General features: G+C 40.9%; 12 protein-coding genes and 1 pseudogene. 10 read left to right on the forward strand and 3 right to left on the reverse strand.

Annotation, left to right across the window (positions count from 1 at the left end):
* Window positions 1–15: 15 nt before the first annotated feature.
* The 3 genes and pseudogenes from J5A56_RS11765 to J5A56_RS11775 form a co-directional block, all read right to left on the reverse strand.
* Window positions 16–297, reverse strand: a pseudogene (locus tag J5A56_RS11765) (PLP-dependent transferase); the annotation flags it as partial.
* A gap of 90 nt (window positions 298–387) precedes the next feature.
* Window positions 388–3234: a putative LPS assembly protein LptD gene (locus tag J5A56_RS11770; protein WP_021672130.1), complete on the reverse strand. Its 2847-nt coding sequence runs from the start codon at window positions 3232–3234 to the stop codon at window positions 388–390.
* A gap of 487 nt (window positions 3235–3721) precedes the next feature.
* Complete coding sequence (locus J5A56_RS11775) at window positions 3722–5533, reverse strand: DNA polymerase III subunit gamma/tau (protein ID WP_021672128.1); 1812 nt, start codon at window positions 5531–5533, stop codon at window positions 3722–3724.
* Between the two features lie 155 nt (window positions 5534–5688).
* Here J5A56_RS11775 and J5A56_RS11780 point away from each other — a divergent pair, with 155 nt between their 5' ends.
* The 10 genes from J5A56_RS11780 to J5A56_RS11825 all read left to right on the forward strand — a co-directional run bounded on the left by J5A56_RS11780 (window position 5689) and on the right by J5A56_RS11825 (window position 13440).
* Entirely contained in the window at window positions 5689–6033 is a 345-nt protein-coding gene (locus tag J5A56_RS11780; RefSeq protein WP_036919977.1) for an FtsB family cell division protein, read from the forward strand.
* Window positions 6017–6451 carry a hypothetical protein gene (locus J5A56_RS11785; RefSeq protein ID WP_021672126.1) on the forward strand — a complete coding sequence of 145 codons (435 nt, stop codon included), beginning with the start codon at window positions 6017–6019 and terminating at the stop codon, window positions 6449–6451. The genes J5A56_RS11780 and J5A56_RS11785 overlap by 17 nt, the downstream gene beginning before the upstream one ends.
* 107 nt (window positions 6452–6558) lie before the next feature.
* Window positions 6559–7407 (forward strand): DUF4369 domain-containing protein, encoded by an 849-nt coding sequence (locus tag J5A56_RS11790; protein WP_021672125.1) that lies wholly within the window; start codon window positions 6559–6561, stop codon window positions 7405–7407.
* A gap of 127 nt (window positions 7408–7534) precedes the next feature.
* Entirely contained in the window at window positions 7535–8884 is a 1350-nt protein-coding gene (locus tag J5A56_RS11795) for a dihydroorotase (RefSeq protein WP_021672124.1), read from the forward strand.
* A 6-nt stretch (window positions 8885–8890) separates the two neighbouring features.
* Window positions 8891–9730, forward strand: a complete 840-nt coding sequence (locus J5A56_RS11800; protein WP_021672123.1) for a vitamin B12 dependent-methionine synthase activation domain-containing protein — start codon at window positions 8891–8893, stop codon at window positions 9728–9730.
* A complete protein-coding gene (locus J5A56_RS11805) occupies window positions 9727–10899 on the forward strand; it encodes a metallophosphoesterase (protein WP_021672122.1) in 1173 nt (390 codons plus the stop codon). Before J5A56_RS11800 ends, J5A56_RS11805 begins: the two co-directional genes overlap by 4 nt.
* A gap of 19 nt (window positions 10900–10918) precedes the next feature.
* Window positions 10919–11731, forward strand: a complete 813-nt coding sequence (locus J5A56_RS11810; protein ID WP_051305139.1) for a lysophospholipid acyltransferase family protein — start codon at window positions 10919–10921, stop codon at window positions 11729–11731.
* Between the two features lie 69 nt (window positions 11732–11800).
* The gene (locus J5A56_RS11815; protein ID WP_021672120.1) at window positions 11801–12016 is read left to right on the forward strand and encodes a hypothetical protein; all 216 of its coding nucleotides are present in this window, start codon (window positions 11801–11803) and stop codon (window positions 12014–12016) included.
* The gene (locus tag J5A56_RS11820) at window positions 12013–12624 is read left to right on the forward strand and encodes a zeta toxin family protein (protein WP_021672119.1); all 612 of its coding nucleotides are present in this window, start codon (window positions 12013–12015) and stop codon (window positions 12622–12624) included. Before J5A56_RS11815 ends, J5A56_RS11820 begins: the two co-directional genes overlap by 4 nt.
* 69 nt (window positions 12625–12693) lie before the next feature.
* Entirely contained in the window at window positions 12694–13440 is a 747-nt protein-coding gene (locus J5A56_RS11825; RefSeq protein WP_021672118.1) for a polyprenol monophosphomannose synthase, read from the forward strand.
* Window positions 13441–13568: the final 128 nt, after the last annotated feature.

Genomic DNA, 13568 nt, shown 5'->3' on the forward strand with positions numbered 1-13568 from the left:
AAGCCTGTTTAATATCATCAAAGAAAGCAGCGTATTGCTGATAGCAGCCATGCCTGAGTTAAGGGCGATAACATTCTCAGCTCCAGTCAAAGTCTTAACACGCTGTTCGAGATTCGTCACCGTTGGGTTTTCCACACGTGAATAATCAGGAGCATCAATACGTCCACAAAAGGCATCAGCCATCACTTCCGCATTGTCAAATTCAAAAGCAACAGCATTATAGACTGGCATACTTAACGCATCGTAAGCATCCCTACGCTTGTAAGCCTGATGAATAGCCAGTGTTTGCTTCTTCATATCTTTCAAACAGTTGTGTTGTTTATAAAGGATTCATAAATCAAGGACGGACGGAAAAACCGTCCGTCATATAAGTTGTAGTTTATCTTATTAATACCACTGTACCGCATTGGTGATACCGCTTCGTTTATCATATTTCAACGCATCTGTCAGCGTTGCAGCATTACAACGGAAGGTAAAGTTGTAAGATGTATATGGTGCTAAAACTACAGAAGCACTCATATTAAAACAGTGTAGGTCACGTGACAGGCTGGCTGTTGTCATACTCATCGCATGGTTTTCAAAGTCGTAACCACTTGAGAAGTTAATGTTCCAGCCATCACTGATACGAATATTACCAGAGAAGTTCAGCGTCTGTGTGAACTTATAAGGGTAACGCATCGTCTTAGTATTGAACCTACCCGCTGTATTCTCACGCATCGTAATACCATAACCGATTGTCAATGACCATGGCATATTGAAACTCATGTAACCATCGTCATCCGTCTCAGCAATATTACCACGCTTCTTCTTAGCTGCATGCTTTCCTTTCTCAAGGTCATCGTCCATATTCGATTCGATATTGGTATCAGGCCCATCGCTCTCTTCCGTCACCTTGTCGTCATTCTTATCATCCTTACGTCCGAACCACTTCTTCAACTTCTCTGGATTCAAAGTGAATGAGAAGTTCTGCGACATACCTTGAAAACGAGGCAAACGACCATACCCCCACTCAGTATGATTACCTACGTAAGGCTTACCATTAGCATCAAGTTCGTAAGCATAGGTAGCAAACTGTGCATTCATTGAGAAGGTATAATTCTTCCACCACTTCAAACGTAGACGCATACTAAGGTCACTCCAACGATGATAGTCTGCTGCAGCATTGTAAGACATACTGGCTCCTAACTCATCAATGATACTTATCTTCTTATAACCAGTCGTATCTTTGTCGCTCTTGATTTTCATTTCGAGGTTATTGCTAACATCCCAACTAATCATCTCAGTCTTGTACTTACCCGGCACACTATAGAGTTCATCCTGATAAGGAGAGTACTCAACAAGTTTCACATTACCGCTTGCATCGGTGTACTGGTAGCTGTCATAATAGCCATAACGGCGTGCACCGAAGTTAGGTGAATAAGAGAATGAAACCTGTGGCGTGATAACATGGCGGATAGCCTGAATCTTATCACCAAAAAGTTTTCTATTAGGTGTCCAGAAACCATACAACTTAGTGCTGGCACCTACATTCATGCTCCAATTATATACATTATGGAAGCCATACGTAGTGTCTCTTACCACCTCTTTCTGAAGAGTGTTATCCCATCCACGTGTCACCTTCTTAGAATACATACGATCCGTAAAATTGAAAGATGGCGTCACATTGATATAATTAAACAAGGTGAAGTTTGCCTGTACAGGAATTGTATGCTGAAAAGCATTCTTCCAGTCTTTGATCAGATTAGAGTGTAAGAGTTTATCTTCCTTCGTTGAGATAGAATTAGCCAACTGACCCGTATAGCTCATCGAAATCTTCTCATACCAACGTTCCTTACCCACAAGATGCTTACGCTTGAAAGGGTAGAATCGGCTCAAACTAATGTTCAAGTCTGGCAGTGTTATCTGAATAGAAGAGTCACGCATATTCTGTGCAAGGTTCGTAGTAGCACTCAAAGAGAGTCCAATACTTGAAAAACCTGTGCTCCAGCTTACAGAAGAAGTTCTAGTAGACTGTGTGAGTGTCTGCGGATTATACATACTATTGAGGTTGTTACGCTCATAGCTTGATGTCGCAAAGTTCACACTTGCCGAGAGAGAGCTGTAAGGATTAGCCTTAGGATCTTGGCGATGATTCCATTGAATCTTGAAACTCTCCTGCTCTGCAAAGTCTGGCAATCCCTTGTCACCAGTCTTTGAGTCCTGATAACTAAAGAGGAATGAACCAGAATATCTATAACGCTTGCGGTAGTTGCTGGCTGCAGAAACACCCCAAGAACCTCTGGTATAGATTTCACCTAAGAGTTTCAAGTCCCATTTATCACTAATGGCAAAGTAGTAACCACCATCACGAAGATAGAAACCACGATCACTTTCATCACCATAGCTTGGCATAATAAAACCACTTGAATACTTCTTTGAGAAAGGAAAGAAGCCGTATGGAATTGCCAATGGTAAAGGTACATCAGCCACAACGAGATAAGCTGGACCAAAAACAACATCCTTACCCGGACGAACCTTTGCACGCGAAAGGGCAATATAAAAATCAGGATGGGCTTTATCACATGTGGTATAACGTCCATGCTGCAAATAAACAGAACCCGTAGAATCACGCTTTCCTACTTCTCCACTAAGGAAACCATCCTGCTGTTCGGTATAGATACCTTTAATCAAGCCCTTCTTTGACTTGAAATTAAAAGCCATCGTATCGCTCTTATACTCGTCTTTACCCATTGTAAAGACTGGCTTTCCCTTAATTCCACCCTCTTCAGTAGAGTCTGCCGTACCTGTTGCACGCACAGTACTCTTATTGAGATTCATGTCTACCTTATCACTTGAAAGCTTCATATTCTCATAATCAACTTTCGAGCCACCATACAAGTATGCAGTACCCGACTCCGCATCATAAACGAGAGAGTCCTCTGCAGAATACTTCACAGGTACATCAATTCCATTTGAGCGCGCACGCATCATGCTGTCGGCACGAATAGAATCGTCTATAGCCTTATTATGATGATAGATAGCCAACTGAAGAGAATCCATCTTCGCGGTATCTGGAATATTCTTATCAACCTCCTTACTAACCTTTGGTGTCTGTCCTTTCAGTAGCGTATCAACCACAACGGCGTTAGCCTTAGCCTTCTTGGTTTTCTTACCTTGAGGCACAGGCATGTTGACACTTGCCATTGCAAACACAACAACAAAGGATAATAGGAATATAATGCTCTTATTTCTCATTGCCTAAATAACGTGCAAAAATACTGAAATAATGCCGAACATAAACACCATTACGCTATTTTAACTTTTATAATAATGTACCTGCGCACAAATAACAGAGTACCAACAATTCATTTTGTCCTCGCCCTCCGACTCAGAGAGCATTTCCATTTTAATGCCTCAAAATACCGATAAGGGGTTGAAAAATCATTACACTTCCCCAAATAAAACACCTGCAAACTAAAGGCAAAAATACGTGCAAAAAACATATCCACAACCAGCAGAAAATCAACCTATTACAAAGTCATACAAGAAAAGGTGCTTAATTGGACTTCAAAAGGGCGTTAGTAACACCCCAAAAGGGCATCTTTTCCAAGCCAATTGAGCATCTTTTCGAAGCCAAAAGACCATGTATTGGTTTTGAAAGGTGCGAAAATAGTTTACAACTATCAACAAACAAGGAAACAAGTTATTTGTAGAAGACGGAAAGACTAAGACAAATTTCACTTTAATCCAAACACAAGCCTAACGTTTCTACAAGCTTCTTTACAGGATGATGTGCTTCCAGCAGTTTATCGAAAGACTCACGAGGCGTAAGTATCGGCTTGATTTCATCATGCTTGGCAAGACGAATTGCTATTTCTATCTGTCCATTACGTAATTCCTTTGCCAATGTGGCACGAATACGCGACTTGATAGTTAGCATTTCGTTGAGCTGAATATTGTTATCAGCAAGCACCAAGATTGCTGGATACTCTGTGATAGTAGGCGTAATATTCTTCATACGCTGTGCCAAAGCCTGCATACGCTCTGGCATACGAGAGCACATAGCACGCCAACTCACAACAAGGTCTTGCTGTGAAAACCTTTCGTTTTCATCCTTATTGGTTATTTCAACTTCCTCTTCCTGCTTTTTCTTCTTATCGGTTCTAAGCAGATTATCGAACGACATCGTCAATGAACCAAGATTTACAGAATTCGGAAGACCTGAGGAAACACTCATTTTAGGACGTACACCAGAAGTCTCTGCAATAGACTTTTCTGGTGAAGACACAACCTCAACTGATACTGTCCCACCATCATTAGAGTTGCGAACAGTATCATCATCACGCTTCAGGCTCCCGACCACCTGCGGAGTCGGTTTCGGTTGAGCCTTCAGAATAAGATTCTTGAACAGGGATTTTAATCGCTTAGGGCTGCGCCCCGAGGCTGGGACATCATCATCCTTCTGCGTAATCTGCGCCACTTGAATAAGCGTCAGTTCTACCAACAAACGCTTGTTGGAACTCTGACGATACTCCACATCACAGCGATTCATAATCTGCAATGCTGTATAAAGGAAGCTGACAGGACACTTCTGTGCTTGCAATTGGTAACGATTACGCAACTGTTCGCTCACCTCAAGCAATGGAAGTGTCTGAGCATCCTTTGCCATCAACACGTTACGGACATGAGATGCCAAGCCATTTACAAGGTGTCCACCATCGAATCCCTTATTTATAACCGTATTCAAAAGTACCATCACCTCACTTACCTTATTCTCTAAAGCAAGGTCGACAATATTAAAATAATTCTCAGCATCAAGTACATTCAAGTCCTCTATCACCTTCTGATAAGTGATATTTCCCTGAGAGAAACTTGCAGCCTGATCGAAGATAGAGAGTGCATCACGCATTCCACCATCAGCTTTCTCTGCAATAACACTCAATGCCTCTTCGTCAAACTGTATATTCTCTTTCTCAGCAACACTTTTAAGATGGCTGATGATGTTTGGAACTGTCATACGCTCGAAGTCGTAGATTTGACAGCGGGAAAGAATCGTTGGGAGAATCTTATGCTTCTCAGTCGTAGCAAGAATGAAGATAACGTGTGCGGGTGGTTCCTCCAAAGTCTTAAGAAAAGCATTGAAGGCTGCTGTAGAGAGCATGTGAACCTCATCGATGATAAAGACCTTATAACGTCCTACCTGTGGCGGGATTCGGGTCTGCTCCATCAATGACTTGATGTTCTCAACAGAGTTATTGCTGGCGGCATCTAATTCGAAGATATTATAACTTCGTCCTTCTCCGAACGCTTTACAGCTCTCACACTCGTTACAAGCCTCGCTGTCAGCCGTTGGATGTTCGCAGTTAATAGCCTTCGCAAAGATACGAGCACAAGTAGTTTTACCCACACCTCGTGGACCGCAAAAAAGGTAAGCATGAGCCAGCTTGCCACTCTTCACAGCATTCTTCAGCGTAGTAGTCAACGCCTGCTGTCCAACAACAGAATCAAAGGACATAGGACGGTACTTTCGCGCCGAAACAATATATTCATCCATAACTTTAAAATCTAATTGTATATGCAAAGGTAATAAAAGTTAAGAAAAGAGGAGGAAGGTAGGAAGAATTAAATTGTTAATTTGCTAAAAATATATATGTTTAATACGCCCATATGCAATCTTTTCCTTACTTTTGCAAAAAAGAATGTAAAGAAGTGAGTAAGATTACTGGACATATTTTCAATTTTTTCAGTCGATTTAAATTTCATATCGTCATCATTTTGGGCGTACTCATTGTAGGCGTACTGGATGAGAACAGTTTTATGAAACGTATAGAGTATGCTTATCAGATTGAAGACCTAAAAACTGAAATCCAAAAGTATGATAACCAATACCAGCATGACATGCAACAACTTAAGGAACTTAAAACAGATCCAAAGGCAATTGCACGTGTAGCTCGGGAACGTTACTTTATGAAAGCTGATAATGAAGACATCTTCGTATTGAGCGATGATGAGCAACAAACTGAAAACACAGCCAAAAATGAGACAACTGAATAAACTCGAATCTATTATTTACCTTTTGGGAGGAATAATAATGGTTGCAGGTGCAGGCTTGTACGCTTTTCTGTTGATACAACCGATTGCTTGCTGGCTAATGCTTGCAGGTGCTGTTGCATTTGCACTTATGCAGTCTCGTCAGCGTTACCTTGGAACAACTCTTTCTATTCGTCGCTTACGCAAGATTATGTCTCTGGCAGGTTGGGGATTTATCCTTGCTGGACTCTTTATGGTAGAAGACTCCTATCATTTCTTTCGTCCGCTATTTGCAGGCTCATTAGATGGTTATAGCAGTTATGTAAGTATCTTCCATCACAATTGGGTTATACTCTTACTCATTTCTGCTATCATCGAGATGTATACAACTCATCGTATCAGCTACGAACTAAAAAAGGAAAGCGAAAGTCCAAGTACCTAAAAAAGCTAAAAGCTTAGAGATAGTTTTAATTTGAATAAAAAAGTTTCTCGACTTCAATTATAGAATGTAATTTTGTCAGAGAAGAAACAGAACCAGTTTAATGAACTATGAATAGAATTCTTTACGCACTTCTGACGCTCATAGCGTTTACGTCATGTGCCAACTCCTTCAATATACAGGGAACATCTAACGTATCAAGTTTGGATGGAAGAAAATTGTATTTGAAAACAGACCAAGCTGACTCACTGATTGACTTAGACTCATGTGATGTTGTTCATGGTCAGTTTGCCTTTCATGGAACTGTTGACTCTACTAAGATCGCACAGATTTTCATGGATGATATCAACCTACAGTTCCCTGTTGTTATTGAGAAGGGAGATATTACCGTTAAATTGGACAACACTCAGCAGCGTGTTAGTGGCACACCGCTGAATGACAAACTAAATGATTTCTGGACAAAGTTTATACAGCTCCGCAATCAATATGCAGAAATAGATCACGAGGAAAGTGCTGCCATTATGAATGGTCATGATGAGGAGACGGTGAATGCTCAGCTTATTAAGAAGGCATTGAACGTATATGACAAGGGTGACAAACTATTTACGAAGTTCATTACAGAGAACTTCAACAACATTCTTGGTCCATGGTGTTTCCTTACACGTATCAGCTACGAGACAACACCTAATGCTTACCCTGTATGGATGAATGATTATATGTATACCAATGCTGTTAATCAGTTACCATCTTGGATTGAGTACATTATGAGTAAGGCAACAGATAGCTTTAAGAAAAACCCTCAGATAAAAGCATTCTATACAGACTTCTTACAAGCACAAAAAGAAATGAATGGAATGGTTGACCCAGCAGGATTAACTGATGCAGCAGGAACAACTCCTAACGCAGCAGTAGCGCCTCCAACTCCTGCAGAGATGGCAGGCGACTCTATTCCAGAGTAAATCTTACATACCCTTTTGTTCAGTAGTCTTTGTGTAAAAAACTTTCCAACTACTTCTGAGACATTTATATACGAGCTTAAGTCTTATCTCAGAATAGAAAACAAACAACCCCTAACAGCAAGAAAATATGAGGAAACTCATTCAAGGCGGAACAATCGTCAACGAAGGGCGAAGCTTCATTGGTTCGCTCATCATAGAGGACGATTGTATCATAGAGATTATAGAAAATAACGAAACACCCCGTGGTATATTTGACGAAATTGTCAATGCCACGGGGTGCTTTGTCTTACCGGGTGTTATTGATGACCATGTTCACTTTCGTGAGCCGGGACTAACGGAAAAGGCTGATATTGAAAGTGAGAGTCGTGCTGCTGCATACGGTGGCGTTACCTCTTACTTTGAAATGCCAAACACCAACCCGCAGACAACAACTCTGGAGGCTTTACAAGAGAAGTGGGAACGTGCAAAACAATCAAGTTATGTGAACTATAGCTTCTTCATTGGTGCTACAAATACTAATTATAAGTTGCTCCCTCAGTTGGATGTCCACACTATTCCCGGAATAAAACTCTTTATGGGAGCCTCAACTGGTAATATGCTTGTTGATAGACGTGAAGCCTTGGAACAGACCTTCCGTACTGCTGCAGAGCTAAACCTCCCAGTAATGACACACTGTGAGGATTCGGGTATCATCAATGAAAACATGAAAGCTGCCAAGGAACGCTTTGGCGAGGACCCTGACATTACACACCATTGGGAAATACGTAGCGACGAAGCTTGCTGGGCTTCCTCGCTATTAGCTGTGGAATTAGCAAGAAAATATAAGACTCAACTCCACATTGCACATATTTCTACAGCAAGAGAACTATCATTGGGTGCTCAGCCAGAAGATGAAGGAAGGATTACTTTAGAGGCTGTCATTGCACACATTGCTTTCTCTAACGAAGACTATCTTACGAAGAAAGCACTTATAAAGTGTAACCCTTCTGTGAAAACGACTACTGACCGAACAGCTATTCGACAGGCGCTCACAGATGGACGTATCAGAGTGATTGGTACCGACCATGCCCCACACCTATTGGCACAGAAGCAAGGTGGTTGCTCTAAGGCAGCATCAGGTATGCCAATGATTCAGTTCTCACTTGTCACAATGCTTGAATTGGTTGACGAAGGAGTACTAACAATCGAGCAAATGGTAGAGCTGATGTCACACGCACCAGCACGTCTCTTCCGCATAGACCAACGAGGCTTCTTACGTAAAGGATATAAAGCTGACATCACAATCGTCTCACCAAACCAACCTTGGACAGTAGACGAAGATTGTATTCAAAGTAAATGTAAATGGAGTCCAATGATGGGACACACCTATCTATGGCGTGTCTTACATACCTTCTGTAATGGACATCATCTACTAAACAATGGAGAGTTTGACAACACTATACGTGGTGAAAGGATTACTTTCCGAAATGAAAAATGATTCATAATGGACAAAAATAAAGTAGATAACAAAAGTAAGATTATAACATACAATCTCAGCGATGTCTCTCCTTACATCAACTGGGCATACTTCTTTTATGCGTGGTCAATGAATGGAAAGGCTAAAGATGCACAACAAGAACTGCGTAATGAAGCAGAGAACTTGTTGGCTGATATGGAAGGAAAATACCACACACGTGCTGTCTTTGCGCTATGTGAAGCCAATAGTGAAGGCGATGATATAATCATCAATGGAACACGTGTCCCTATGTTACGCCAGCAAAAAGTTATTTCAGGCAAACCAAACCTATGCCTTGCTGATTTCATACGCCCTGCATCTTCGGGCATCAAGGATACGATTGGACTCTTTGCGACCTCTGTTGATGAAGAATTTACCAGCAACAATGAACAAGATCCCTACCAGCGTATGCTTTCTCAGACATTAGCTGATCGATTAGCAGAAGCTACAGCAGAGAAGATACACGAGGATGTTCGTAAAAAGTATTGGGGCTATGCACCTGACGAGCAGCTTACTCTAATGGAGATTTTTACAGAGAAATACCAAGGCATACGACCAGCTGTAGGCTATCCTTCCATCCCTGACACAAGTATGAACTTTCTTCTATATGAGCTGTTAGACATGAAGGGCATTGGTATCAAGCTTACAGAAAATGGAATGATGGTACCACATGCCAGTGTATCAGGTTTTATGTTTGCACATCCTCAAAGTCGATATTTCGATTTAGGCAAGATTGATGACGACCAATTAGTAGATTATGCACGCCGTCGTAATCAGCCTGTTGAGACTTTAAGGAAGTATCTTGCCTCTACTCTATTGAAGAAATGATAGCGAGAATCGTTATATATCTTATATTAATAATAGTGCTGTCTGACCTATACATTGACTTACACTATTTCCGCAAGCGTTACCACACTACTTGGTGGCAACGCCTTTTGTGGTGGTTACCTTGCATAGGTATGGTTATCTATACCTGTGCAATGGCATCCATTCGTAACTTTGCACCTGATAACCTTACTTGGCTGAACACCTATCTGTTCCTCCTCGGATTATTTGTTGGTCCTAAGGCTATTTTCGCCTTTACATCCCTCTTAGGCTCAATAGTCCGTAAATACATCATTCGTACAAATAGAAACTGGGGACATTACATAGGTATATTCCTTGGCTTCTTTGCTGTCGGCACATTTATCTATGGGCTTACCTACGGAGTTTCAAACATACAAGTAAAGCATGTAGACCTATATTTCAAGGATTTACCCAAGTCTTTTGACGGTTATCGTATTGTACACGTATCTGATTTACACCTCGGAACTTTCAATGGATGGCGCAGTAAGATTCTCAAAGCAGAGATGGATAGCATTGAAAAGCAAAAAGCTAACCTTATTTGTTTTACTGGTGATTTGCAGAATATACGCCCAGAAGAGATTGAACAGATGGCTTCGCTAATCCGCCAACCTATGAAAGGAACGATTTCCATCTTAGGGAACCATGATTATACGGAATATATCAAGGGTGATGCCAAAGAGAAGGCTGCACAAGAAGCACGATTGGTAAATGCAGAAAAAGATGTCTTAGGCTGGACTCTTTTACGGAATCAAAACACTTGTATTACAACACCTGCAAAGGAGTCAATTTATATCTGTGGCACAGAGAACGATGGCAAACCGCCTTTCCCAAACTATTCTGACTATAAGAAAGCGGTCCAAGGGATAGGTCCTAACGCATTTATAATTATGCTACAACACGACCCATCAGCATGGAAACGTTCTATACTCCCAAAGACAACAGCACAGCTGACACTCAGTGGGCATACACACGGAGGACAGATGCAACTATTCGGATGGCGTCCAACCAGTATCCGACAACCAGAAGACTATGGGCTCTATGAAGAGAACGAACGTTACCTCAATATAACAGCAGGATTAGGAGGGCTCGTTCCTTTCCGTCTCAATATGCCTAACGAGATAGCTGTGATAACATTACATGTTAAGAAATAAAATAAAAAAGAATATATCTATGAGTAATATTGCATCACAACAACAAAGGCAAAATTCAATAGCCATAATGGTTATTACGTTTTTGTATAGAATCTACATACTTTTAATTGCCTTCCCACTTTTTCTCATTGCATCTATTCTTACTGCATTAACAACAACTATAGGTTGTCAACTCGGTAATGGGCACTTCTGGGGATACTACCCTGGGAAATGGTGGTCATGGTTTACCATTCGAATACTCTTTCTTCCCGTAAAGATTGAAGGACGTGAACATCTTGACCCCAAGCAGAGCTATGTCTTTGTTAGCAATCATCAAGGATCTTTTGACATCTTCCTCATCTACGGCTTTCTTGGAAGAAATTTCAAATGGATGATGAAAAAAGCAATCCGTAAGATTCCATTGGTAGGATTGGCATGCGAGAAAGCACATCATATCTATGTGGATAAAAGTGGCGCAAGTAAGATCAAAAAGACTTACGACACAGCACGTGAGACACTTCGTGGAGGTATGTCGGTTGTCGTCTTTCCCGAAGGTGCGCGTAGCTTTACAGGGCACATGGGTAAGTTCCGTCGTGGAGCTTTCATGCTGGCAGACGAACTTCAATTGCCAGTTTGTCCACTGACCATCAATGGTTCTTTCGATGTCATGCCACGCACTAAGGATTGGCATTTCCCTCAATGGCACCGACTCCGTCTCACCATTCACCAACCTATCTTCCCTAACGGGAAAGGTACAGAGTATGAGAAGAAAACCATGAATGAAGCATACACTTCTGTCATGGATGGTCTTACTCCCGAATACCAAGGCTACATAGAGAACCCAGACCAATAAAAACAGACAAAAACTTGTTAGTATCATATTTTTATACTACATTTGTCCTATCAGTATAAAAGAATCATTATGAGTAAACAAACGATTGATACATATAAACTGACGGGCGCTGAAGAGCCTTCTGACGAGGTCCTTTCACAACTTATGCGTGAGGCTGCTGCAATAGCTAAGAAAAGAGACGAGAAAGCTCACCAACAACTATTCTCTCAACTTCGTAAAGAAGCTGCCAAAAGATTAAAGGAATGGAATAATAAAAATATTTCCAACCCAATGACTTCTCTATGATAAATGAAAATCATCGCCCAGTTCTTATAGTTATTGCTGGACCTAATGGGTCTGGTAAGACGACTATTACCTCTCGAATTCTACATCATGAATGGATGGAGAATGCTATATACATTAATCCAGATATTATAGCACAAGAGAAATTTGGCGATTGGAATTCTCATGAGGCTATTATGAAGGCTGTTGATTATTCTGAACGCTTAAGAGAAGAGTGTTTAGAGAAGAAACAAAGCATTATATTTGAAACCGTTTTATCAGTTGAATCTAAGATAGATTACATAAAACGAGCAAAAGATGCAGGTTTTTTTATACGCTTATTCTTTGTTTCAACTGCTTCTCCTACAATTAATGCTTCAAGAATAGCTAAACGAGTTTTGGAAGGTGGACACGATGTTCCCATTACCAAAATTATATCACGATACAATCGTTCAATTATAAATTGTGCTATTGCATCAAAAATTGCTGACAGAACATACGTTTACGACAATTCTATCAATAATGAGGATGCTAAATTACTTTTCCGTATGTCTGAAGGAGAGGTAATAAAGCAATACACTTGCGAGATACCCGAATGGGCAGAAACAATTTACTATCAAGGAAACATTTAAATGTTGAAACAACCTGATATTTTTGTTACTTTCAGGTAAATATACTACTTTTGCAAAAAACAAAAATCTATGACAAGCGATAGCATTGTAATCATACCGACATACAACGAAAAGGAGAATATAGAGAAGATTATCCGAGCGGTATTCCAATTGGAGAAGTTTTTTCATATTCTGGTAATTGACGATGGCAGTCCTGACGGGACAGCTCAAATCGTACATAATCTGATAAAGACAGAGTTTACAGACCGTCTCTTTATCATTGAGCGTTCAGGTAAGTTAGGATTAGGTACAGCCTATATAACTGGCTTCAAGTGGGCATTGGAACATGGCTACGACTACATCTTCGAGATGGATGCAGACTTTAGTCATGACCCTAATGATCTTCCTCGTCTCTATGCAGCTACCCACGATGAAGGCTACGATGTTGCCGTTGGTTCACGCTATGTTAGTGGCGTAAACGTTGTCAACTGGCCAATCGGACGTGTACTGATGAGTTACTTTGCCAGCAAATATGTTCGTGCCGTAACAGGTTTCCATGTTCATGACACTACTGCAGGCTTTGTATGTTATCGTCGTCGTGTCCTTGAGACAATCCCATTAGACTTGGTTCGCTTCAAAGGCTATGCCTTCCAGATTGAAATGAAGTACACCTCCTTCAAGATTGGTTTCAAAATCAAGGAAGTACCAGTTATCTTCGTCAATCGCCGTGAGGGAACCAGTAAGATGAGTGGTGGTATCTTCTCCGAAGCCTTCTTCGGTGTCATCCGACTCCGAATAGACGGATGGTTCAGAAAATATCCAAAGATGCCAAAATAAAAACTTCTACAAGAAAAAGACAAACTATTTAGAAAATACACCAACAGCCATAACTCCTTAGGAATATGGTTGTTTACGTTAGAAAGTATTACTACGCTTCTATATAACTACCAATTGACTCAAACCAA

Source organism: Prevotella melaninogenica (assembly GCF_018128065.1).
GTDB lineage: Bacteria > Bacteroidota > Bacteroidia > Bacteroidales > Bacteroidaceae > Prevotella.